Origin of the sequence: Mumia quercus, assembly GCF_025506335.1 — a bacterium.
In the GTDB taxonomy this organism is placed as follows: domain Bacteria; phylum Actinomycetota; class Actinomycetes; order Propionibacteriales; family Nocardioidaceae; genus Mumia; species Mumia quercus.
This window is the reverse complement of the sequence record NZ_JANZYO010000001.1, coordinates 53,393-76,061: the sequence shown is the minus strand read 5'-3', so window position 1 is coordinate 76,061 and position 22,669 is coordinate 53,393. Positions and strand designations below refer to the sequence as shown.

Sequence of the window (22,669 nt, the reverse complement as noted above, 5' to 3'; positions counted from 1 at the left end):
CTCAGCCCAGGTGCCGACCCAGGAACTCGCGCGTACGGGGGTCGCGCGGGGCGCTGAACAGCTGCTCGGCCGCGCCGCGCTCGCGCACCACGCCGTCGTCGAGGAACAGCACCTCGTCGGCGATCTCGCGGGCGAACTGCATCTCGTGCGTGGCCATGACGATCGTCATCCCGGCGTCCTTGAGATCGCGGACGGCCTCCAGCACCTCGCCCACGAGCTGCGGGTCGAGCGCGGAGGTGATCTCGTCCAGGAGCAGGACCTTCGGCTCCATCGCGAGCGCGCGGACGAGCGCGACCCGCTGCTGCTGCCCCCCGGACAGCGCGTCGGGGTGCTTGCGCACCTGGTCGGCGAGGCCGAACCGCGTGAGCAGGGCAGACGCCCGCTCCTCGGCGTCGCGGCGCCGGACGCCACGGGTCTTGCGCGGACCGAGCGTGACGTTGTCGAGCACGGACATGTGAGGGAACAGGTTGAACGCCTGGAAGACGATGCCGATGTCACGACGTACGTCGTCGACGTCGACCCGCGGATCGGTGATCTCGCGTCCGTCGAACCAGATCTCGCCGTCGTCGACGACCTCCAGCAGGTTGAGGCAGCGCAGCAGCGTCGACTTCCCCGACCCGGATGCACCGATCAGGCAGACGACCTGGTGGGGCGCCACGCTCAGGTCGACGCCCTTGAGCACGTCGTGGGCCCCGTACGTCTTGCGGACCGCCCGCGCGTCGAGCAACGCGCTCATGCTGCTCCGCTCTGTCGTCGGGCCGCGCGCAGCGACAGCCAGTCGGTGAACCGCGCGAGCGGGATCGTCGCCACGATGAAGAACACCGCCGCGACCACCATCGGCGTGAAGATGAAGTCGCGCGCGGAGTAGACCTGCGCCTGTCGCAGCGCCTCGAAGACGCCGATGGCCGACAGGAGCGCCGTGTCCTTCTGCAGCGAGACAAAGTCGTTGAGCAGCGGCGGCGTCACACGGCGCACCGCCTGCGGGAGCACGACGTAGCGCAGCGTCTTGCCGTACGAAAGGCCGAGCGCGCGCCCGCTCGCCCACTGGCTCGGGTGGACCGAGAGGATGCCGGCACGCAGCACCTCGGCCACGTACGCGCCGTAGCTGAGCGTGAGCGCGATGACGCCGAGCCAGAACGGGTCGGTCGGCGTGCCCTGGAGTCCGAGGGTCGGGACGCCGAAGCCGACGAGCAGCACGATCAGCAGCGTCGGCGTCCCGCGGAAGACGTCGGTGTAGACCGTCGCGACGACCTTCAGCGGCGCCATCCAGGCAGACGGCACGACACGGACGACGGCCACGAGCATCGCGAGCGCCAGGATCAGCACCTCGGCGACGAGGAACGCCTTGATGTTGACCCAGAACGCCTTCGCGATCTCCGGGAAGGCCGCCTTGGCGTCCTCCCAGTCGAAGTACGTCTCGCGGACCCGGTCCCACCCCGGCGCGGAGGTGACGAGGAGCCCGACGCCGACGAGCACCACGGCCGTCGACACGAGGGCGATCGTCATCCTGCGCCGGTCCTGCCGTCGCCGGAACGCCAGCCGCTCGAGCTGGCGCTCGCTCACCTCCCAGGAGGTGCTCACGACAGCTCGGGCACGCCCGTCGTCTCCGACAGCCACTCCTTCTCGAGGTCGGCGAGGGTGCCGTCCTCACGGAGCTCACCGATCGCCTCGTCGAGGCAGGTCACCAGCTCGCTGCCCTTCTGCAGCAGCAGGCCGAACTCCTCGCTCTGACCGGTGTCGGGCTGGAACTGTCCGACGATCGTGCCGGGCTTGGAGAGCACCGCGGCGGTCGTGTAGAACGCCGACGGCAGGTCCATCACGAGCACGTCGATCTGCCCGACCTCGAGGGCCTTGGTGGCCTGGTTGGTGTCGTCGTACACGCGGGGCTTCTTCGCGGGGCCGATCTGGTCGATGGCGGTCAGCGACGTCGTCCCGACCTGGGCGCCGAACTGGGCGTCCTTCAGGTCGGCGAAGCTCGTGGCCTTCGCGTACGGGCTCGACTCGAGCGCGACGATCGCCTGCGCCGCCTTGTAGTACGGCTCGGAGAACGTGACCGCCTTGGCGCGCTCCTCGGTGATCGAGATCTGGTTGATGTCGAAGTCGAACGTCTTCTCGCCCGGCTGGTAGCTCGTGTTGAACGGCACGGTCTCCCAGACGACCTCGTCCTCGGAGAAGCCGAGCTGGTCGGCGATCGCGTACGCGACGGCGCTCTCGAAGCCCTTGCCGTTGCTCGGGTCGTCGTCGACGAACCACGGCTCGTACGCCGGCGAGTCGGTGCCGATCGTGAGCTTGCCCGCCGTCTTGAGCGGCAGGTCCGCCTTCTTGCAGGAGGCGGTCGCGTCCGAGCCGCTGGGCTCGTCACCCTCGTCCGCGGGGGCACAGCCGACAGCGAGGGTGAGGGCGGAGACGGCCGCGAGCGCGGCGAGACGGGCGGGACGACGTACGGGGCTCATGGCACGAATCGTAAGGGTCAGAGCTGGCCGCGCTGCCGGAGGATCGGTACGACCCCCTCGGCGAACCAGTACGCCTCCTCGATGTGCGGGTAGCCCGACAGGACGAACTCCTCGATTCCGAGCTCTGCGTACTCCCCGATCAGGTCGGCGACCTCCACGTGGCTGCCGACGAGCGCGGTGCCGGCTCCCGAACGGACGAGGCCGACGCCCGCCCACAGACCCGGGTAGACCTCGAGGGCACGCGCGTCGCTCGGGGCGACCCCGCCGTGCAGCTCACGCATCCGCCGCTGCCCCTCGGACTCGCTGGAGGCGAGCGCCTCCTGCGCCTTCGCGACGTCGGCCGGGTCGAGGTCGGCGAGGAGCCGGTCGGCGACCGCCCACGCCTCCTCGCTGCGGTCGCGACTGAGCGTGTGCAGCCGGATGCCGAAGCGGACCTCGCGGCCCTCCTCCTCGGCCAGCTTGCGGATCCAGGCGATCTTCTCGGCGACCTGTGCCGGCGGCTCCCCCCACGTGAGGTAGACGTCGACCTGCCGCGCGGTGACCGGGCCCGCTGCGGCCGACGACCCGCCGAGGTAGATCGGCGGGACCGGCGCCGCCGTACGGGTCCGGGCGTCGACGACGTCGTAGAAGTCGCCCGAGAAGTCGTACCCCGAGTCGGCGAACGCCCCGCGGAAGATCGAGAGGAACTCGTCCGCTCGGGCGTACCGGTCGTCCTTGGCGACCCGGTCGCCGAAGCGCTCCTGCTCGGACTGGTCGCCGCCCACGACGACGTTGAGGGCGAGCCGCCCTCCCGACACGCGCTGGAAGGTCGAGGCCATCTGCGCGAGCAGTGTGGGGCTGACGAGTCCGGGACGCGCGGCGATGAGGAACTTCAGCCGGGTGGTGTGGGCGAGCAGGGCCGAGGCGACCACCCAGGCGTCCTCGCAGGGGGTGCCGGTGGGCGTGAGCACCGACTCGAAGCCCAGGCGCTCGGCGGTGCGCGCGACGTCGATCAGGTAGTCGAGGTCCGGCTCGCGGTAGCGGCCCGCAGTGTGCTCGGCGCCGCCCGCACGCGCGACCTCGGTCGGCACGCTGTGACCTCCACCGACGAGGGTGCGGCTGTCTCCGGTGGTGGGGAGGAACCAGTGCAGCTTCATGGGGGACCCTTCGCGGTGGGGCGGACAGACGCACGCCACCCTCTCCCACCGGCGGCCCACGGACACGGTTATCGCTCACCGCGGGTGAAACGCCACGACTTCTGCGGGCCCCGGCGAGACCCGGCCCCACGGCGGACGCAGGGACGTACGGTCCGGTTCATGCCCGAACGTCGTCGCACCCCTGCCTGGCTCCCGGCCGTCGTCACGGCGACCGGTGTCCTCGCGCTGTGGACCGTCGTCGCGGCGTCCGACCTCGTCCGCCCGGCGTATCTCGCCCCCAGCCCTCTCGAGGTGTGGGACGCGTTCGTCCGGGCGAACACGTACCACGAGATCGGCGGGGGCGTCGACCGCGTGGTGCGCGGAGAGGAGAACTACTTCCTCTGGGAGCACCTCGTCGTCAGCCTGCGCCGGATCGGCATCGGGCTGCTGCTCGCGATCCTCGTCGGCGTCCCGCTCGGGCTGCTGATGGGGACGGTCGCCTCCGTACGGCGGGTGGCGGGTCCGTACCTCGACTTCCTGCGGTCGATCCCGCCGCTGGCCTACATGGGCTTCCTGGTCGCGTGGTTCGGCATCTACGACACCTCGAAGATCTGGCTCCTCTTCCTCGCAGCGTTCCCTCCGATCGCCCTCGCGACGATCAACGGGGTCCGCGGGGTCCGGGAGGACCAGGTCAACGCGGTGCTCTCGCTCGGGGCGTCCCGGCGGCAGGTCGTCACCTCCGTCGTCCTCCCCGCGACGCTCCCCGACATCCTCAGCGGCATCCGGGTCGCGGTCGGCTTCGCCTGGACCACCGTCGTCGCCGCCGAGCTCGTCAACGGGCTGCCCGGCATCGGCGGCCTCGCGTACCTCTCCGGCACGCAGAACAAGATCGCGCTCTCGGTCGCCTGCATCCTCGTCATCGGCCTGACCGCGATCGCCCTCGACGCCCTCATCCGTCTCATCGAACGCTCGCTCGTCCCGTGGCGAGGAAAGGCCTGACCCATGACGCGTGAACCCCGCAAGCCCACTCGTACGAAGGTGGCCGCCGGCGCCGCACTCGCCGCCCTGGCGCTCCTCACCTCCGGCTGCGTCGGGGGCGGCGACGACGCGGCCGCCGGTGGGGACTCGCAGTGCCCGTGGGAGCCGGACGAGTCGATCACCGCGAAGGTGCGCATCGGCTACCAGAAGATCCCCAACGGCGACGTCGTCGTCAAGGACCAGAAGATCCTCGAGAGCTGCGCCCCGAACGCCACGATCACGTGGAGCAACTTCGCGTCCGGCGGCGACGTCGTCCAGGCCTTCGGCGGCAAGAGCCTCGACATCGGGCTCGTCGGCTCCTCGCCGGCGACGAAGGCGCTGTCCGCCCCGCTCGAGCTCCCGGTGTCGGTCGTCTGGATCCACGACGTCATCGGCGCGGCCGAGTCGCTCGTCGTCCGCGACGGCGCCGCTACCGACGTCGTCGGCCTCAAGGGCAAGACGATCGCGACACCGTTCGGGTCGACCGCGCACTTCTCTCTCCTGCAGGCGATCGCCGACGCGGGGCAGGACGCGGCCGACTACCGCCTGGTCAACGCCGAGCCCGAGCAGATCGCGCCGGCGTGGTCGCGGGGCGACATCGACGCGGCGTGGGTCTGGGACCCGACGCTCAGCGAGCTCAAGAAGGACAAGGGCACCGTGGTCCTCACGAGCGAGGACACCGCGAAGGCGGGCAAGCCGACGTTCGACGTGGCGATCGCCGACAACGCCTTCATCGAGAAGGAGGCGGACTTCCTCGCCCTGTGGGCGAAGGCCCAGGACTACGCGGTCGCCCAGATCGCCGACGACCCCGACAAGGCCGCCGAGAGCGTCGCCGTCGAGGTGGGCGTGACGACCGACGAGGCGAAGGCGCAGTTCGAGGGGTTCGTCTACCTGTCGGCCGCCGATCAGGCCGGGCCGGACTACCTCGGCGGCAAGCTCGAGAAGGACCTCTTCGCCACGGCGCAGTTCCTCCTCACCCAGGACGGCATCGCGGCCGTCGGGCCCGAGTCGGCGTACGCCGGTGGCGTCGACGCGAGCGCGGCCGAGGCGGCGGCGAATGCGGGTTCGTCGTCGTGACGCTCGAGTCGGTCCGTACGCACGCGGGCGCCGTACGCGTGGCGGGAGTCGAGCACGTCTTCGGCTCCCGCGGGGACACGGTGCCCGCGCTCGACCGGATCGACCTCACCATCGAGCCCGGCGAGCTGGTCACGCTCGCCGGGCCGTCCGGCTGCGGCAAGACGACGCTGCTGCGGCTCGTCGCGGGATTCATGCGTCCGTCGTCGGGGACGATCACGGTCGGCGACCGCACCGTACGCGGCCCGGGCGCCGAGCGCGGGGTGGTGTTCCAGCAGCCGACGCTCTATCCGTGGCTCGACGTCCGCGGCAACGTAGCGCTCGGGCCACGGCTGCGCGGAGCCGCGAAGGCAGAGCGTGCGGCACGCGCCGAGGAGTACCTCGCGATGGTGGGTCTGACCGACTTCGCCGACCGGCGGCCGTACGAGCTGTCGGGCGGCATGCAGCAGCGCGCCCAGATCGCGCGGGTGCTCGCGAACGACCCCGACATCGTGCTCATGGACGAGCCGTTCGGCGCCCTCGACGCCCTCACGCGCGAGCGGCTGCAGACCGAGCTGCTCACGCTGTGGCGGACGACGGGCAAGACCGTCCTCTTCATCACCCACGGTGTTGACGAGGCCGTGCTGCTCGGGTCACGCGTGCTCGTGATGAGCCCGCGTCCGGGGCGGATCGTCTTCGACGAGCCCGCGCCGTTCGCCGCGGCGTCTGCGGACGTCGACCCTGTCGAGCTGCGTGCGTCGGCGGAGTTCGCGGCGATGACCCGGCGGGTGCGTGAGGCGATCGCCTGACCCGCGAGTCACCGTGCGCGCACCCGCGAGTCACTCAGGCGGACGCAGGGTTCGTCGCCGCACCGTTGAGCCAGAGCGTGTCGGACGGGTCGCTGTGCGTCCCCTTCGTGCCGACGTGCTTGGAGCTGATCGTCGGACCGTTGCGGATCACGTGCCAGAGCGCCATCGCGTGACCGCGCCCCACCCCGTACTCCTCGTTGAGCCATGCCACGACCTGACCCGCCTTCGCGTCGGGCTCGGCGAACCCGCGCTCTCGGGCTTCCTCGACGAGCTCGCGAGGGGTCTTGCCGGTCTTCTTCTCGAGGGTGTCGAGGTACGCCTGGAACGACATCGTGCTCTCCTTCTCGGGGTGCGGTCCCCCTCCATCCTCTACGACCGACCGGTCGTGGAGAACTCATCGGGAGCCCTCACGACCGGCGCATCAGGCCATGCCGCGCGACGATCGGTGCACGCGAAGCGACACGATCGAGATCCGCACCGGCAGCAGCGCCGTCGTCCACGACCTGACCGGCGAGTGCGCGCAGTTCGTGCGCGCGGAAGGCGACGGCCTGCTCAACGTGTTCGTGCCTCACGCCACGGCGGGCGTGGTGGTCATCGAGACGGGCGCGGGCTCCGACGACGACCTGCTGACGGCGCTGGACGCCCTCCTGCCCCGCGACGACCGCTGGCAGCACCGGCACGGAACGCCGGGACACGGGCGCGACCACGTCCTCCCGGCGTTCATCGCGCCCTCGGTCACGGTCCCCGTGCTCGGGGGTTCGCTGGCTCTCGGCACTTGGCAGAGCATCGCGCTCGTGGACACCAACGTCGACAACGCAGTCCGCGAGGTGCGTCTCAGCTTCCTGGCAGGGTGAGCGGCCTAGGATCGTGCCGTGTCCGCACTCGAACGCGTCGCCGGCCAACCGACGTGGCTCCTCGGCCGCGCCAACGCGCGCGCTCACGCCCTGCTCACCGACGCGTTCAGGGCTCACGGACTGCGTGGACACCATTTCCGGCTCCTGGCGGCGCTCGACCAGTACGGCGCGAGCAGCCAGGCCGACCTGGGTCGCAGCACTGGTATCGACCGCAGCGACGTCGTCGCCCGGCTCGACGACCTTGTCGCCGCCGGCCTCGCCTCGCGTGATCCCGACCCGCGCGACCGTCGGCGCAACCTCGTGACCCTCACACCGCGTGGCGTCGCCATGCTCGGCACGCTCCAGTCCGTGCTCGACCAGGTGCAGGACGACGTCCTCTCGCCGCTCACGCCGGCCGAGCGAAAGACCTTCGTCCGACTGCTCGGCAAGCTGACCTGACTATCGGAGCCCCTGGGTCGCGAGCCAGTCGTCGATCGCGACGCCGATCTCCTTCGGGCGGTCCTCGGCCGCGTGATGTCCGGCGCTGCCCACGTGGACGGTCTCGAGCGCGGCGATGTTCTCCCGGCACCACTGGGCACCCCGCTCGTCGATGAGCAACGTCGGTGAGCCGTCGAACGTCAGCAGGAGCTTGGGGACGTCGTGGCTGGCGGCGAGCCAGGCGTCGTACGCCTCGATGCGCCCCGTCACGGCAGCGGGCACGCCGTCGATGGGGATCTGACGCGCCCAGGCGAGCACGGGGCGTCGACTCTCCGGGGTGGGGAACGGCGCGAGGTACGCGGAGAGCTCGTCGTCGCTGAGCGGTGCGAGCACCCCGCCGGTGTAGGCCGAACGCACGAAGAAGTCTGACTCCAGCACGAGCGCCTCTCCTTCTGGTGACCGGATCGTGCGAGTGCGCTCGAGCGCCTGTGGTGAGAGGTCGGCCGACGAGAGGGGCCTCACGATGCTCTCGAAGAAGGCGATTCCGCGGACACGCCCGGGATGCCGGCTCGCCCAGTCGAACGCCAGCGCGCCGCCCCAGTCGTGGCCGACCAAGGTCACGGCGTCGAGCTCGAGCGCGTCGAACCAGGCGTCGAGGTACGCCGCGTGGTCGGCGAGCTGGTAGGCGAGGTCGGGCTTGCCCGAGGTGCCCATGCCGATGAGGTCCGGGGCGAGCAGGCGCCCTGACCCGATGGCCGGAAGCACATGCCGCCACATGTGCGACGACGCAGGGTTCCCGTGCAGGAAGACGACCGGCGGGCCTTCGCCTGACTCGGTGTAGGAGAGGTGGGAGTCAAGAACGTTGATCGTCTGCATGGAAGACCTCGTCTGGACGGCATTGTTGGTGATCCCAATGTTGGCAGTACCAACAACCTTCCAGCAACACTATTTGCCGACACTTCCCTACGCGGTCGCGTATACTTGTGTCGTGACCCTCATCGGCGTACGCGAGGCGGCCGAACGCCTCGCGATCTCCCCTCGACGCGTGCTGCAGCGCATCGAGGACGGGACGCTGCCCTCCGTACGGGTCGGCAACCAGTGGGCGATCGACCCCGCTCACCTGCCGCTCGCGCAGGCACGGCCGTCACGCGCGCTGTCCGGACGCATGGCGTGGGCGCTGCTCGACCTCCTCGACGGCGGCGCGCCGGACGTCGCCGCCACCGAGCGCAAGCGGCTCCACGCGTACGCCGCGCGTCTGCGGGAGTCCGCCGACCCTGCGGCGCTGCTGCGCGCGTGGATGAGCAGCCGGGCCGCGCGCGTCGAGTACCGTGCCGCTGCCGCCGACCTCGACGACCTGCGTGACGACGAGCGCCTGCTCCGCAGCGGGGTGAGCGCGCAGGACAGCTTCGTCGTCAGCCCGGTCGCGGAGGCGTACGTGCGCGAGCGCGAGCTCGAGGAGGTCGTGGACGACTACTTCCTCGTGCCCGCCACCCGCCCCGACGGCAACGTCGTGCTCCACGTCGTCCCGGAGCTCCCCGCACGGATCACCTGGCCGGTCCTGGCAGCAGACCTCGCCGAGCACCTCGGCTCCCGTGAGAGCGCCCGGGTCGCCGAGCTGGTCCGGCAGGGATCGTCCTGAGCTAGGCCCGACGCTCCCGGACGGCGTAGGTCAGGTGCGTCACCCGCGGAGAGGACTCCGAACCGGTCGGCTCCAGCGCCACGCGTGCCGCGTCCACGCCGTCGAACAGACGCACCCCGGAGCCGAACAGCACCGGCGACAGCCCGATCGAGAACTCGTCGACGAGACCGGCGTTGAGGTACTCGAGGATCGTCATGCCTCCGCCGGCGATGCGGACGTCGCGGTCGCCGGCGGCCTGGCGGGCCTGATCGAGCGCGGACTCGATGCCGTCGTTGACGAAGTGGAAGGTCGTGCCACCCGGCCGCTCCCACGGGTCACGCTTCTCGTGCGTCACCACGAAGACCGGCGTGTGGAACGGCGCCTCCTCCGGCCACGCCTGTTCACCGGCGTCGAACATCCGCTTGCCCATGACGCTCGCACCGGTGCGCTCGAACGTCTCTCGCAGGATGTCGTTGTCGCGCCCCTCCTCGCCACCGCCGCCCAGCTTGAGGTTCTCCCGGAAGAACCGCTGGGGGAACACCCACCGTTGCAGCTCCATCCACTGTCGCCCCATCAGCTCGTCGGTCGACTCCGGCGCGATGAACCCGTCCAGCGACATCGACACGCTGAAGAACACCTTCTGAGCCATCAGCCCTCCCCTTCCCGCTCAGCCAGCTCCGCGACGTACGCCGCGAGGTTGCCGAGGGTCTGCTGACCACCCTCGACCGCGTGGTACTTCTCGACCGCCTCCTGGCGCATGGCCGGCGTCGGGAACACGGTGCGCATCTCGATCCGGGTCGCCGCACCGTCCCGCTCGAACGTCAGGACCGACTCGAAGGCGTTCGGGTCGTCACGAGACTCTCCGTGGAGCATCGCGATCCGCTGCGCCGGGACGATCTCGGTCCAGCGGATCCACTCGGAGTAGTCGGTCCCGTCCGGTCCGTGCATCACGAAGTCCCACTCACCGCCGACCCGGAACTCGAGCGAGCGCGTGGTGGTGGTGAAGCCGTTCGGCCCCCACCACTGCGAGAGGTGCCGCACCTCGGTGAACGCCTCGAACACCAGCTCCGGCGGAGCGTCGATGACACGGGAGATCACGATCTCCCGGTCCGCCACCTCTGACTGCGTCCCTGCTTCCCGTCCTGCCGATGCCATCGACTACTCCTCCTGTCGTGCCTGCTTGAGGTCCTGCACGTACGCGTCCAGCCGGTCGAAGCTCTCGTTCCAGAACTCCGCGAAACCACCGGTCCACTCGTGCACCGGTCGCAGGCCACGGGCGTCGAGGCCGTACAGGCGCTGCTTGCCCGCCCTGCGGTCCCGCACCAGGCCGACCTCGCGCAGCACACGCAGGTGCTTGGAGGCCCCGGGCTGAGTCATCCCCAGCTCCTCGGCCAGCTCGGTCACGGGCCGCTCGCCCGAACGCAGCAGCAGGAGGATCTCCCGACGCTGCGGCTCGGCGATCGCGTTGAAGACGTCCGACGTCGTCGCTGCCCGTGCCATGGGAACAATCATATTCCTATATGGGCATGCGTCAAGAGACTTCTCGACACGTTCCCTCGCGCGGTGGTGGAACCGGCACGGCCGAGCACCTAGGATCCGCGAGAGCGCTCGTGCGACCACGCCCGGCCGGGCCCGTCGCCCTGAGACCAGGAGGTACGCGGTGAGCATCGTGCTGCCGGTGATGAGCGCCGAGCAGGAGGCGTCCTGGTTCGGCCTGTTCCACCTGGCCAAGAACGTCCCCGAGGGGTGGACCCTCGTCGGCGGACAGATGGTCCACCTCCACTGCGCGGAGCGGGGCGTCGAGCCGTACCGGTCGACCCCCGACGTCGACACCGTCCTCGACGTCCGCGGGCACCCGCAGATCCTCATGACGGTGACGTCCGCGCTCGCCGACGCCGAGTTCGAGCCGCGCGGGCTGACGGCGAGCGGCAAGCAGCACCGCTGGGTGCGCGGCCAGGCGACGATCGACGTCCTCATCCCCGCCTTCACGGGACAGCCCGGACGCGGGGTGGGCGCCAGCGGATACCCCGGGCTCGCGACTCCCGGTGCGATCTACGCGCTCAAGCGCTCGGAGGCCGTCGAGGTGACCGTCGGCGACGTCACTGGCACCGTCCGCCGTCCGACGCTCGTCGGGGCGCTCGTCATCAAGTCCGCCGCGTACTCGATCACCGTCGACCCGCACCGCGAGCGTCACCTCGACGACCTCGCTCTCCTCGCGTCGATGCTCACGGCCCGCGACCTGCGCGGGATCGAGCTGTCGAAAGGCGAGGTGAAGTACCTCCGCGAGGCGGCACCGGCGGCGCGCGACCATCTCGCGGCGACGATGATCGACGGCGCGGTCGACGGACTCACCCGGCTCGCGCGCGTCGCCGAGCGCGCTGCGGCCTGAGGACGGTCAGCGCGGCACGGCCGCCCACTCCTCGCGGAGGATCGCGTAGGTGTAGCCGTCGACCCAGCCGAGCTCGGCGTGCCAGGAGTCCTGGACGCCGTGCTGCTCCCGGCGCATGCCGAGCTTCTCCATCACCCGCCAAGACGCGTGGTTGTCCGCGAAGCAGGCGGCGGTGATCCGGTGCAGCCCGAGCTCGCCGAAGCCGAGGTCGATCAGCGCCCGCGCGGTCTCGGTCGCGTACCCCTTGCCGCTGTAGCCGGGTGCGAACGTGTAGCCGAGCATCCCCTCCGAGGCCGTCCACGCCTCCTTCCCCGGCTCGTGCTGGCCGAGGCCGTCGCTGACGGAGAGCGACACGAGGCCCATGACCTCGCCGTCGAGGTGGACGAAGGCTGCGTGGTCGAGCGGGTCGTCGATGCTGTCGAGCCACGCCCTGCGGAAGGCCTCGGGCTCGACCGTCGTACGGATCAGCCACCGCCTCACGTCCGGGTGGTTGCGCCACTCGAGGACACGGGTGATGTCCTCGTCGGTCGGCAGGCGAAGCTCGAGCCGCTCCGTCCGCCGCGGCCACTCGATGTCAGGTCGGGTCACGCCCCGCACGCAACCAGACGACCCCGCCCCGCCGCAACCGGATTCGACACCGCGGCGAGCGGAGCCACTACTGAGAGGCACCCTCACCTGCGAGACTCCTTCGATGACGTCGATGATCTCCGCCGACGCCGCGGGCACCTGGCGGCTGGGCGACATGACGGTGAACCGTCTCGGCCTCGGCACGATGCGTCTGACAGGCAGCGCCGCGTTCGACCTCGGGACGCCGCGCGACCGAGACCAGTCCATCCGGGTCCTGCGCCGCGCGGTCGAGCTCGGCGTCAACCACCTCGACACGGCCGCGTTCTACTTCTCCCCGCTGCGCTCGGCGAACGAGCTGGTGAACACCGCGCTCGCGCCGTACCCCGACGACCTCGTGATCGCCACCAAGGTCGGGCCCGGACGGGACGCGTCGGGTGCCTGGTTGCCGCCCGCCCGTCCCGAGGAGCTTCGCGGTCAGGTCGAGGAGAACCTGCGCCAGCTCGGCCGTGATCATCTCGACCTCGTCTACTTCCGGAGGATGCCCACCATTGCCTCCGTCAGCGAGCACGTCGGCGCACTCGCCGACCTGCGCGACGCCGGCATGATCCGGCACATCGGCCTCTCCGCGGTCGACCCACGGCATCTCGCCGAGGCGCTGTCCGTCGCCCCGGTGGTGAGCGTGCAGAACCGGTACGGCATCGGCGCGTCGAGCCAGTCCAGCGACGTCCTCGCCCGCTGTGGCGAGCACGGCATCGCCTTCGTCCCGTTCTTCGCCGTCGCCGGATCCGGGGCCGAGCGAGGACGGTCTGCCTCCACCGAGGACGAAGCGGTCCTGCAGGTCGCCGAGGCGCACGGCGTCTCCTCCGCGCAGGTCCGGATCGCATGGACCCTCGAACAGGGCCCGCACGTCCTGGCGATCCCCGGGACCGGCGATCCCGTCCACCTGGAGGAGAACGTCGCCGCCGCGGCGATCCGGCTCACCCCGGACGAGCTCGCGCTCCTCGCGGCGTGATCCGGCCCGCTGCGCGTTTACGTAACAGATCTTGGTCGTCGCGGTGACACTTCGCGTGGCGAGATCGCTGTGTTTGCGCTTGCATCCAAAGATCGCGTGAACCGATCACGTGCCGGAAGGAGCCACCCGCATGCGCACTCCCTTAGTCCGGGTCGGCGTGGCTGGAGGAGCGTCGGCCTTGCTGCTGACCGCTCTGCCAGCCTCGCTCGTCTCGGCTTCACCCACCTTCGCCCGACCCGACGTCGACTGCTCCACCGTCCTCGCAGCGCCCACCCTCGACGCCGCCTTCGACGCCGCGGCCGCCACCGCCGACGTGCCCGCCGACCTCCTGCGCTCCGTCTCGTACATGCAGTCGCGCTGGGAGGGGCACAGCGGCAAGGCGAGCAACGACGGCGGGTACGGCATGTTCAACCTCAAGTCGACCACCGCCCCGGTGCCGGACGGCGCAGGTAAGGGCGATCCGGCTCCGAAGGCCGCGACCACGAGCGAGATCGACCGCGGCGCCGCGCTCACCGGGCTGGCCCCGACGGACGTCCGTACGAACGACCGCGCGAACCTCTGCGCCGCGGCCGCGCTCACCGCCTCGTACGCGCCCGATCTCGAGCAGGACACTCCGGCGAACGCGTGGGAGCCGGCGATCCGCAGGTTCGCGACGGCCGACAGCTTCGTCACCCAGGTGCTCAGGACCGCGCGGACCGGCCAGCAACGAATCACGTCGACGGGCGAGCAGGTGACCCTCGAGGGTGACCCGACGATCACCGTCGCCGATCCCGCGCAGAGCGACCCCGAGACGGACTGCCCGCCCGACCTCGGGTGCGAGTGGATCCCCGCCGGGTACGCGAAGCTCGACCCGTCGGCGCCCGACAGCACCGGCAACTACGGCAACCACGACAAGGCCGACCGCACCGGGCCGGGTGGTCCGAAGCTCAAGTACATCGTCATCCACGACACCGAGACCGCGTACGACCCGACCATCCGGCTCGTCACCGACCCCTCGTACCTCGCGTGGAACTACACGATCCGCTCCTCGGACGGCCACATCGCCAACCACCTGGACCCGAAGGACGTCGGCTGGCACGCCGGCAACTGGTACGTCAACGCACACGGGATCGGCCTGGAGCACGAGGGCTGGGCGGGATCGGCCGGCTGGTTCACCGAGGCGATGTACCAGCAGTCGGCGAAGCTCGTGCGCCACCTCGCGCACACCCACGACATCCCGCTCGACCGCGCCCACATCATCGGGCACGACCAGGTGCCCGGGGTCGCGTACGGCTCGACGCGGAGCGTGCACTGGGACCCGGGACCGTACTGGGACTGGGAGCATTACTTCGACCTGCTCGGTGCCCCGATCGGGCAGTCGGCGAAGAACACCCCCGCTGTGAAGGCCGGCGACGTCGTCGAGGTGCGCGGCGGGTACGCGGACAACGTCAACACGATCACCGGATGCCAGCAGGCGTCGCCGGGCTCAGGGGACTGCGTCGAAGGTCAGGGGACGAACTTCGTCCTCGCCCGCCAGGCCCCGGCAGCCGACGCGCCGCTGGCGAAGGATCCGGGCTGGAAGCCGACCGGCGCCGCCGGCACGACGTACGCCAGCGACATCAGCGCGCGCGTGCAGTCCGGTCACAAGCTGGTCGTCGCCGAGGTGCGTGAAGACTGGCTCGGCGTGTGGTGGGCCGGCTCGCTGGTGTGGGTCCACAACCCGGCCGACAAGCCGGTGGTGTTCCGTACGACCGCGAAGACGGTGACGACGACGTCCGCCACGACTGCGGCGCCGATCTTCGGGCGCGCCTATCCCGAGCAGGAGGCGTACGCGCCGTACGCGATCCCGTACCAGGCGCACTCGGCGCTCGAGTACACCGTCGGCGTCGGGCAGCGGTACGCCGTCAGCGACGACGACGTCGAGACCGACTACTACTACGCGAAGTCGTTCGACGGCTCGATCCCGGACGACCGGACCGTGGTGAAGGGCCAGCTGCGCTACTACCAGCTCTGGTACGCCCACAAGCAGGTCTTCGTGAAGGCCGACGACGTCGTCCTCGACGACCCCGGCAAGCGTGTGGTGGTGCCGACCGCGCTGCCGCGGATCAGCGGGGAGGCGAAGGTGGGCGCGACACTCACGGTGAGCAACGGCTCGTGGTCGCGCGAGGTCACGCGCTTCGGCTACACGTGGCTGGTCGGTGGGCGGCGGGTCGACGGCGCGACGTCGTACCGGTACGACGTCCGGCCGGCCGACGTCGGCAAGCGGATCGTCGCCGTGGTGTCGGTCAAGGATCCGGCGCTCCACCCGATGCTGGCGCCGTCGCTCCCGACCGCCAAGGTGCGCCGCTAACCACCGCCAGCGCGGGCTGGGCCACGTTCCGTTGGGACCACCGAAGGATGCGAGCCCCACCGCAGGTTTCAGGTGGGGCCGCCACTCTCCGTTGGGGCCAACGGAATGTCGGCCCCGCCCGGACACCGGCGACCTCGCGGGAGTTTCCCCCGCCAGCGCACGAAACTCTGGTTGGCGTGGCAAACATGCCACGCCAACCGGAGGACGCCACGCTGGCGGGGGAAACCGCGAGCGGCGTCAGGCCTCGGCGTCGAGGGCGGCGGCGACGCGGCGGTGCGCCTCCCAGATCTCCTCCGGCATCCGCTCGAACTGCTCGAGGTGCTCCTCGCGGAAGCCGATCTCCTGACGCCAGCGGTCGACGTCGATGGAGAGGATCTTGTCGAGGTCCTCCGGCGTGATGTCGACGCCGTCGAGCAGCAGCTCCTCCTTCGTCGGGAGGATGCCGACCGGCGTCTGGCGACCGGTGACCTCGCCCTTCTTGAGCTGGATCAGCCACAGGAGCGGGCGGAGGTTCTCGCGGTATCCGGGCCACAGGAAGTGCCCGTCCTCCGGGTCACGCTGGAACCAGTTGACGTGCGCGAAGATCGGCAGCTCCTTCGCAGCCCCGACCACGTCGAGGTAGTGCCGCGCGTAGTCGCCCTCCCCGTACGCCATGAACGGCCGGTTGGACATCGGGTCGTACCGCAGCTGCCCGTCGACGCCCTCGGCGGCGAAGGTCGCCTCCGCACCCAGGGTCAGGCCGTCGTACACGCCCTCGGCGAGGTCGGTGATCGCCCGGATCAGCGGCTCGCGGTCGCGGGTGCGTCCACCGAAGATGATCGCGTCGATCGGCACGCCCGAGGCGGCGTTGTAGTCCGGCGCGATGTTGGGGACGTTGTCGAGCGTCGTCGTGAAGCGGCTGTTCGGGTGCGCCCACGGCTCGCCGGCCTGCTCGGGCGTCCGGTCGGCGATCGGGTTGCCCTTCCAGTCGAGCCACCCGGTGACGTCGGCCGGCGGCTCGGGCGTACGGCCCTCCCACCAGACCTCCTGGGTCTGCGGGTTGTACGCGACGTTGGTGAAGATCGTGCCCGTGCCCTCGGCGATGGACCGCAGCGCCGTCGGGTTCGTGGTCTCGTTCGTGTCCTTCGCGACACCGAAGACGCCGTACTCCGGGTTCATCCCGTAGAGACGGCCCGACTCCTCGTCGACCCACAGCCACGCGATGTCGTCGCCGTAGAACGACACGTGGTAGCGGTCGCCGAGCGCGTCCGGCGGCAGCATCATCGCGAGGTTCGTCTTGCCCGAGGCGCTCGGGAAGCCGCCGCAGACGTGGTACGTCTCGCCGGTCTCCTTGTCGTGGATGCCGATGAGCATGTACTGCTCGGCGAGGAACTTGCGCGAGTCCCACCCGTCGTACGCCCCCTGGCGCAGGCCGTGCGCGATCTTGCCGAGCAGCGCGTTGCCGCCGTACGAGGAGCCGAAGTGGAGGATCGTCCGCTCGTCGGCGACCGTGCAGAAGTAGCGCTGGTCGTCCGGCGTGCCGTGCCCGAGGGACTCGAGCTCGCCGGTGACGTGGACGGCGCGCACGAAGCTGTCGGGGTCCTCGAGGTCGTTGACGAACTCCGACCCCACCCGCGCCATGCGGATCATGTGGAGCACGACGGTCCGGGTGTCGGTGAGCTCGACACCCGCGGCCCAGGGTGCGAGCGCGTTGCCCGGAGGTGCCATCAGGTACGGGACGACGTACATCGTCTTGCCGACCAGCGCACCGCGCATCTTGCTCTCGAGGAGCGGCCGCATCTCCGACGCGGGCCGCCAGTTGTTGTAGACGCCCTTGTGACGGGGGTCGTTGGTCGCGACGATCGTGCGCTCCTCGGAGCGCGCGGTGTCCTTGTGGTAGCTGCGGGAGTAGTAGCGGCCCTCACCTGCGGGCTCCAGCTCCCCGGCCGCCAGGGCCTCGTCGATCAGGCGCGCGTCGTCGGCGGCGCTGACGACCTCGACACGGTCCGCGCCGGTGAGCTCAGCCCAGTGGCGGACGTACTCGCGCACACGAGGGTTGGAGAGTCCGGCCTCGTCCATGGCCTTGTCGGGATCTGCCATCTGTCTTCGGGTCCTTTCAGATCGGCAAGGTGCGATGAAGGGTACATGACTTGAAGAACTCTGCAAGAACCCCTACGTTTGTTGCCCCGAGCACCATTCGACGCGTCCGCGGGACCAGAGGCGATGACGAGCAACGTACCGCTTTACCAGGCGAAGGCCGAGCTGTTCCGTACGCTCGGCCACCCCGTCCGCATCCGCGTCCTCGAGATCCTCCAGGCCGGGCCGACGCCGGTGCGCGAGCTCCTCAACGAGCTCGAGATCGAGGCGTCCAACCTCTCGCAGCAGCTCGCGGTCCTGCGCCGCGCCGGACTCGTCACCTCGTCACGACACGGCTCGACGGTCCTGTACGAGCTGTCGACCTCCGACGTCGAGGACCTGCTCGCGGCGGGCCGCCGGATCCTCGCCGACATCTGGCAGGACACCGAGGGGATGCTCGCGGCGCTGCGTCGCGACGGCGGCTGAGACGTCGCGCCGCGGGCTCACTCCCGCGGCGCGTCCGCGCCTTCCAGCGTGCGGAGGATGCGGTGCAGCGACGCGCGGCACGCGGCGACCGACGCGGTGTCGGCGAGGGAGGCGCGGGTCGCGGTGAAGACCGTACGCCGCGGGGCGCCGGGGAGGTCGACCATGCGCACCTCCGGCGCGCGTCGTACGCCCATCAGCCCCGGCAGCAGCGCGACGGCGTTGCCGGTCTCGACGAGCGCGACGTGCGCCTGGAGGTCCGCGGTCTCGTAACGGACGTCGGGCTCGAACCCCGCCGTACGGCACATCTGCAGCGCCCAGTGCCGCGACGCCGCCCCCTGCGGCTCCATCACCCACGGCACGTGGGCCGCGTCCTCGATCTTCTCGATCGCCGACCACGGGTCACCGCTCGGCGGCACGGCGAGGCGCAGCGCGTCGGTCGTCAGCGGGTCGCGGTCGAGCTCGGGGTGCCACGGAGCGGCGTGCCCCGGGTACTGCTCGGCGACCACGAGGTCGAACTCGCGCACCCACGTCTCGTACAGCGCGTCCTCCGGCTCGCGCTGGGTCATGGTCACGCGCAGCCGCGGATGACGCACGGCCAGGTCGGCGAGGAGCTGCGGCATGAAGGCGAGCGCCGCCGACTGGAAGACGGCGACCCGCAGGGTGCCGACCGCCTCGTCGCCGAGCGCGCTCACCTCGGACTCCGCCTGCTCGAGGCGTTGGAGGATCACGTCGGTGTGGCTCACGAGCAGCTCCGCAGCCGGCGTGAGCTGGACGCGACGCCCGGCCTTGCGCAGCAGGGGGACGCCGACCTCCCGTTCGAGCTGGGACAGCTGCTGGGACACCGAAGACGGGCTCTGGTGCAGCGCCTCGGCGACCTCGGCGAGGGTCCCGCGGAGGCTGAGCTCGCGGAGGAGACGCAGGCGCCGCACGTCCAGCATCGTTCACTTCCTCTGAGCAGTAATGGTCAGAAAACGTCACTTTACCTTACGAAAAGTCGCGCGGATACTGGCGTCATCCCCACTCCTTCTTTCCTGGGAGAGAGCATGTCCCCGCTGAGCCCCACCCCGTACGACGTCGGTGTCGACGACGAGCTGGTCCGCGAGGTCGAGGGCCTCGTACGACGGTGGCTGGACGTCGCGGCGACCAAGCCCGTCGACCCGGCCGCGCGTCAGCTCGCCGCCGTCCTCAAGGACCCCGCCGGGCTGGACTTCACCGTGGGGTTCGTCGACCGGGTGATCCGCCCCGAGGACCCTCGCGTCGCCGCCCAGAGCCTCCGCGAGCTCGCGCGCACCACGCCCCGCTTCCTCCCGTGGCACCTGCGTGCGGGCGTACGGCTCGGAGCCGCCGTCTCGGCCGTCGCACCCGGCCTCGTGATCCCGGTCGTACGCCGCGTCCTGCGCCACATGGTCGGCCACCTCCTCATCGACGCCACGGACAGCCGCCTTGGCAAGGCGATCGCCCGGCTGCGTCAGCGCGACGTCCGCCTGAACGTCAACCTCCTCGGCGAGGCGGTGCTCGGCGAGAAGGAGGCCGACCGCCGCCTCGAGGGCACGCGCCGGCTCCTGGCGCGTGACGACGTCGACTACGTGTCGATCAAGGTGTCGGCCACCGTGGCACCGCACTCCCCGTGGGCCTTCGACGAGGCCGTCGCGCACATCGAGAAGAGCCTGCTGCCGCTGTTCCAGCTGGCGGCGCAGGCCCCGACGCCGAAGTTCATCAACCTCGACATGGAGGAGTACCGCGACCTCGACCTCACCATCGCGGTCTTCACCCGCCTGCTCGACCGCCCCGAGCTCACCGACCTCGAGGCCGGGATCGTCCTCCAGGCCTACCTCCCCGACGCGTTGGCGGCGATGCAGCACCTGCAGGAGTGGGCGGCGAAGCGGCGAGCGCGCGGGGGCGCGGCGATCAAGGTCCGCGTCGTCAAGGGCGCCAACCTGCCGATGGAGCGGGTCGAGGCGACACTGCACGGCTGGCCGCTCGCGACCTGGTCGACGAAGCAGGAGTCCGACACGAACTACAAGCGCGTCCTCGGCTGGGCCATGACGCCCGAACGGCTCGAGAACGTACGGCTCGGCATCGCTGGGCACAACCTCTTCGACGTCGCGTACGCGTGGGTGCTCGCCGGGCGCCGCGGTGTCCGGGACGGGATCGAGTTCGAGATGCTCCTCGGCATGGCCGAAGGGCAGGCCGCCGCGGTGAAGGAGACCGTCGGCGGGCTCCTCCTCTACACCCCGGTGGTGCACCCGCGGGAGTTCGACGTCGCGATCGCCTACCTCGTACGGAGGCTCGAGGAAGGCGCGAGCCAGGACAACTTCATGTCTGCGGTGTTCGACCTGCACGACGACTCCGGGCTGTTCGCACGCGAGCGCGCCCGGTTCGTGGCGTCGCTCGAAGCCCTCGACGACACGGTCCCGTCGCCGAACCGCACGCAGGACCGCCGGAAGCCGGTCGACGAGACTCCTCCGACGGAGTTCGCCAACACCCCCGACACCGACCCGTCGTTGCCGGGCAACCGCGAGTGGGCGCGCGTGATCACGCAACGCGTCGCGACCTCGACGCGCGGTGACGACCTGGTCGCCGCCCACCTGGTCACGGACGCCGACGCGCTCGACCGGATCGTCGCCGACGCCGCGGCGAGCGGGTGGGGTGACCGTACGGGCGCGGAGCGGGCGGTCATCCTCCGTCGTGCCGTGGTCGAGCTGGAGCGACGGCGTGCCGACCTCCTCGAGGTGATGGCCTCGGAGTGCGGCAAGACCCTCGACCAGGGTGATCCCGAGGTGTCGGAGGCCATCGACTTCGCCGCGTACTACGCCGGCCTCGCCGAGGACCTCGACCGCATCGACGGTGCGGTCGCCCACCCCGTCCGGGTCACCGTCGTCACGCCCCCGTGGAACTTCCCCGTCGCGATCCCCGCCGGCTCCACGCTCGCGGCACTCGCGGCCGGCTCGTCGGTCGTCGTCAAGCCCGCCACCCAGGCCCGCCGCTGCGGCTCGGTCATGGTGGAGGCGCTCTGGGCCGCCGGCGTCCCTCGCGAGGCGCTGCGCCTCGTGCACGTCGAGGAGAGCGACCTCGGCCGGCAGCTCATCGCGCACCCCGCCGTGGACCGGCTGATCCTCACCGGCGCGTTCGAGACCGCCGAGCTCTTCCGCTCGTTCCGCCCCGACCTGCCGCTGATGGCCGAGACCAGCGGCAAGAACGCGCTCGTCGTCACCCCGCACGCCGACCTCGATCTCGCTGTGAAGGACCTCGTCGCCTCCGCGTTCGGGCACGCGGGTCAGAAGTGCTCGGCCGCCTCGCTGGGCATCCTGGTCGGATCGGTCGCGACCTCGCGCAGGTTCCGTGAGCAGCTGGTCGACGCGGTGAGCTCGCTGAAGGTCGGCTACCCGTCCGACCCGACCTCGCAGATGGGGCCGATCATCGAGCCCGCGTCCGGCAAGCTCGCCCGCGCGCTCACCACCCTCGGCCCGGGCGAGCAGTGGCTGGTCGAGCCCCGCCTTCTCGACGCCGACGCACCCGACGGCGGCCGCCTGTGGTCGCCGGGGGTCAAGACCGGCGTACGACGCGGCTCGGAGTACCACCTCACCGAGTACTTCGGTCCCGTCCTCGGCCTGATGACCGCCGAGTCTCTCGAGGAGGCGGTCGCGATCCAGAACGAGGTCGAGTACGGCCTCACTGCGGGCCTGCACTCGTTCGACCGCGACGAGATCGCACAATGGCTCGCGACGGTGGAGGCGGGCAACCTGTACGTCAACCGGGGCATCACCGGTGCGATCGTGCGGCGCCAGCCGTTCGGCGGCTGGAAGAAGAGCTCGGTCGGTGCGGGTACGAAGGCGGGCGGGCCCAGCTATCTCATCGGGCTGAGCGACTGGGCGACCGCGCCAGCCACCACCACCGCGGACGTCGACGGTGCGCCGCAGCGGCTGCTCGCGCACGCACGCGGCTTCCTCGACGAGAAGGACGCCGCATACCTCGCGCGCGCCCTCGGCTCGGACGCCGCGGTGTGGACCGCGGACCTCGGCGTCGCGAAGGACGTCACGGGTCTGGAGATCGAGCGCAACGTGCTGCGCCACCTGCCGGTGCCGGCCTGGATCCGCCTGGAGGCGGGCTCGCCTGCAGAGTTGCTCCGGGTCGTCGGCGCCGGACTGCGTACGGGCGCCCCGATGCGCGTCTCGACCGCTGAGCCGCTGCCCGAGCCGGTGACCGTCGCGCTCCGTGACGTCGGGGTGACGCCGGTCGTCGAGGACGCCGCTGCCTGGCGGGACGCCCTCGCGGGTCTCCCGGCGGGTCGCGTGCGCCTGATCGGTGGTGACCCGGTGGCGTTCGCGACGGCGACCGGCGGGCGCCCCGAGCTCGCGCTGTACGCGCAGCCGGTCGTCGAGGCAGGACGCGTCGAGCTCCTCACGTTCGTCCACGAGCAGGCGGTCGCGGTCACTGCCCACCGCTTCGGGACACCGACGACGCTGGTCGACGGCCTGCTCTGAGCGGGCCGCCG

At 70.9% G+C, this 22,669-nt stretch carries 23 protein-coding genes; 11 read left to right on the top strand and 12 right to left on the bottom strand.

The genetic code is table 11. From position 1 onward, the window contains the following. Position 1: 1 nt before the first annotated feature. From NYZ95_RS00335 to NYZ95_RS00320, 4 genes are read right to left on the bottom strand one after another with little or no spacing between them, the layout of a single operon-like run. Entirely contained in the window at positions 2-736 is a 735-nt protein-coding gene (locus NYZ95_RS00335; protein WP_262847597.1) for an amino acid ABC transporter ATP-binding protein, read from the bottom strand. Next, the gene (locus tag NYZ95_RS00330; RefSeq protein ID WP_262847595.1) at positions 733-1,581 is read right to left on the bottom strand and encodes an amino acid ABC transporter permease; all 849 of its coding nucleotides are present in this window, start codon (positions 1,579-1,581) and stop codon (positions 733-735) included. Before NYZ95_RS00330 ends, NYZ95_RS00335 begins: the two co-directional genes overlap by 4 nt. After that, the gene (locus tag NYZ95_RS00325; protein ID WP_262847593.1) at positions 1,578-2,453 is read right to left on the bottom strand and encodes an ABC transporter substrate-binding protein; all 876 of its coding nucleotides are present in this window, start codon (positions 2,451-2,453) and stop codon (positions 1,578-1,580) included. Before NYZ95_RS00325 ends, NYZ95_RS00330 begins: the two co-directional genes overlap by 4 nt. 17 nt (positions 2,454-2,470) lie before the next feature. Next, positions 2,471-3,589: an LLM class flavin-dependent oxidoreductase gene (locus tag NYZ95_RS00320; RefSeq protein WP_262847591.1), complete on the bottom strand. Its 1,119-nt coding sequence runs from the start codon at positions 3,587-3,589 to the stop codon at positions 2,471-2,473. A gap of 159 nt (positions 3,590-3,748) precedes the next feature. On the opposite strand from NYZ95_RS00320, the gene NYZ95_RS00315 reads away from it, so the two are divergent. The 3 genes from NYZ95_RS00315 to NYZ95_RS00305 are packed head-to-tail and all read left to right on the top strand — an operon-like array spanning position 3,749 to position 6,447. Continuing rightward, complete coding sequence (locus tag NYZ95_RS00315) at positions 3,749-4,567, top strand: ABC transporter permease (RefSeq protein ID WP_262847589.1); 819 nt, start codon at positions 3,749-3,751, stop codon at positions 4,565-4,567. A gap of 3 nt (positions 4,568-4,570) precedes the next feature. Then, positions 4,571-5,662: a taurine ABC transporter substrate-binding protein gene (locus tag NYZ95_RS00310; RefSeq protein WP_262847587.1), complete on the top strand. Its 1,092-nt coding sequence runs from the start codon at positions 4,571-4,573 to the stop codon at positions 5,660-5,662. After that, a complete protein-coding gene (locus NYZ95_RS00305) occupies positions 5,659-6,447 on the top strand; it encodes an ABC transporter ATP-binding protein (RefSeq protein WP_262847585.1) in 789 nt (262 codons plus the stop codon). The genes NYZ95_RS00310 and NYZ95_RS00305 overlap by 4 nt, the downstream gene beginning before the upstream one ends. A 34-nt stretch (positions 6,448-6,481) precedes the next feature. Here NYZ95_RS00305 and NYZ95_RS00300 read toward each other — a convergent pair whose 3' ends face one another. After that, the gene (locus tag NYZ95_RS00300; RefSeq protein WP_262847583.1) at positions 6,482-6,778 is read right to left on the bottom strand and encodes a DUF4287 domain-containing protein; all 297 of its coding nucleotides are present in this window, start codon (positions 6,776-6,778) and stop codon (positions 6,482-6,484) included. 97 nt (positions 6,779-6,875) lie between these two features. Here NYZ95_RS00300 and NYZ95_RS00295 point away from each other — a divergent pair, with 97 nt between their 5' ends. Continuing rightward, entirely contained in the window at positions 6,876-7,301 is a 426-nt protein-coding gene (locus tag NYZ95_RS00295) for a YjbQ family protein (protein WP_262847581.1), read from the top strand. Between the two features lie 18 nt (positions 7,302-7,319). After that, positions 7,320-7,739 (top strand): MarR family winged helix-turn-helix transcriptional regulator, encoded by a 420-nt coding sequence (locus NYZ95_RS00290; RefSeq protein ID WP_262847579.1) that lies wholly within the window; start codon positions 7,320-7,322, stop codon positions 7,737-7,739. On the opposite strand, the gene NYZ95_RS00285 is transcribed toward NYZ95_RS00290, so the two are convergent. After that, positions 7,740-8,627, bottom strand: coding sequence for a haloalkane dehalogenase (locus NYZ95_RS00285; RefSeq protein WP_262848653.1), 888 nt, complete (start codon positions 8,625-8,627; stop codon positions 7,740-7,742). Between the two features lie 79 nt (positions 8,628-8,706). Between NYZ95_RS00285 and NYZ95_RS00280 the strand changes: the two genes are divergently transcribed. Further along, the gene (locus NYZ95_RS00280; protein WP_262847577.1) at positions 8,707-9,357 is read left to right on the top strand and encodes an excisionase family DNA-binding protein; all 651 of its coding nucleotides are present in this window, start codon (positions 8,707-8,709) and stop codon (positions 9,355-9,357) included. A gap of 1 nt (position 9,358) precedes the next feature. Here NYZ95_RS00280 and NYZ95_RS00275 read toward each other — a convergent pair whose 3' ends face one another. From NYZ95_RS00275 to NYZ95_RS00265, 3 genes are read right to left on the bottom strand one after another with little or no spacing between them, the layout of a single operon-like run. After that, positions 9,359-9,985, bottom strand: a complete 627-nt coding sequence (locus NYZ95_RS00275; protein WP_262847575.1) for a dihydrofolate reductase family protein — start codon at positions 9,983-9,985, stop codon at positions 9,359-9,361. Further along, a complete protein-coding gene (locus NYZ95_RS00270) occupies positions 9,985-10,491 on the bottom strand; it encodes an SRPBCC family protein (protein WP_262847573.1) in 507 nt (168 codons plus the stop codon). Before NYZ95_RS00270 ends, NYZ95_RS00275 begins: the two co-directional genes overlap by 1 nt. Before the next feature lie 3 nt (positions 10,492-10,494). Continuing rightward, positions 10,495-10,836: an ArsR/SmtB family transcription factor gene (locus tag NYZ95_RS00265; protein WP_262847571.1), complete on the bottom strand. Its 342-nt coding sequence runs from the start codon at positions 10,834-10,836 to the stop codon at positions 10,495-10,497. A gap of 160 nt (positions 10,837-10,996) precedes the next feature. Here NYZ95_RS00265 and NYZ95_RS00260 point away from each other — a divergent pair, with 160 nt between their 5' ends. Beyond that, positions 10,997-11,725, top strand: coding sequence for a hypothetical protein (locus tag NYZ95_RS00260; RefSeq protein WP_262847569.1), 729 nt, complete (start codon positions 10,997-10,999; stop codon positions 11,723-11,725). A gap of 6 nt (positions 11,726-11,731) precedes the next feature. Here NYZ95_RS00260 and NYZ95_RS00255 read toward each other — a convergent pair whose 3' ends face one another. After that, entirely contained in the window at positions 11,732-12,313 is a 582-nt protein-coding gene (locus NYZ95_RS00255) for a GNAT family N-acetyltransferase (protein ID WP_262847567.1), read from the bottom strand. Positions 12,314-12,416: 103 nt separating this feature from the next. On the opposite strand from NYZ95_RS00255, the gene NYZ95_RS00250 reads away from it, so the two are divergent. Both NYZ95_RS00250 and NYZ95_RS00245 read left to right on the top strand, forming a co-directional pair. Next, positions 12,417-13,304, top strand: a complete 888-nt coding sequence (locus NYZ95_RS00250) for an aldo/keto reductase (protein WP_262847565.1) — start codon at positions 12,417-12,419, stop codon at positions 13,302-13,304. Positions 13,305-13,434: 130 nt separating this feature from the next. Further along, positions 13,435-15,633 carry an N-acetylmuramoyl-L-alanine amidase gene (locus tag NYZ95_RS00245; RefSeq protein ID WP_262847564.1) on the top strand — a complete coding sequence of 733 codons (2,199 nt, stop codon included), beginning with the start codon at positions 13,435-13,437 and terminating at the stop codon, positions 15,631-15,633. A 237-nt stretch (positions 15,634-15,870) separates the two neighbouring features. Here NYZ95_RS00245 and NYZ95_RS00240 read toward each other — a convergent pair whose 3' ends face one another. Further along, on the bottom strand, positions 15,871-17,712 hold the full coding sequence (locus NYZ95_RS00240; RefSeq protein WP_262847563.1) for a phosphoenolpyruvate carboxykinase (GTP): 1,842 nt from the start codon (positions 17,710-17,712) through the stop codon (positions 15,871-15,873). 123 nt (positions 17,713-17,835) lie between these two features. Between NYZ95_RS00240 and NYZ95_RS00235 the strand changes: the two genes are divergently transcribed. Then, on the top strand, positions 17,836-18,174 hold the full coding sequence (locus NYZ95_RS00235) for an ArsR/SmtB family transcription factor (RefSeq protein WP_262847561.1): 339 nt from the start codon (positions 17,836-17,838) through the stop codon (positions 18,172-18,174). 17 nt (positions 18,175-18,191) lie between these two features. On the opposite strand, the gene NYZ95_RS00230 is transcribed toward NYZ95_RS00235, so the two are convergent. Then, entirely contained in the window at positions 18,192-19,112 is a 921-nt protein-coding gene (locus NYZ95_RS00230) for a LysR family transcriptional regulator (protein ID WP_262847560.1), read from the bottom strand. A gap of 105 nt (positions 19,113-19,217) precedes the next feature. Here NYZ95_RS00230 and NYZ95_RS00225 point away from each other — a divergent pair, with 105 nt between their 5' ends. Next, on the top strand, positions 19,218-22,658 hold the full coding sequence (locus NYZ95_RS00225; protein ID WP_262847559.1) for a bifunctional proline dehydrogenase/L-glutamate gamma-semialdehyde dehydrogenase: 3,441 nt from the start codon (positions 19,218-19,220) through the stop codon (positions 22,656-22,658). The last annotated feature ends 11 nt before the right edge of the window (positions 22,659-22,669 follow it).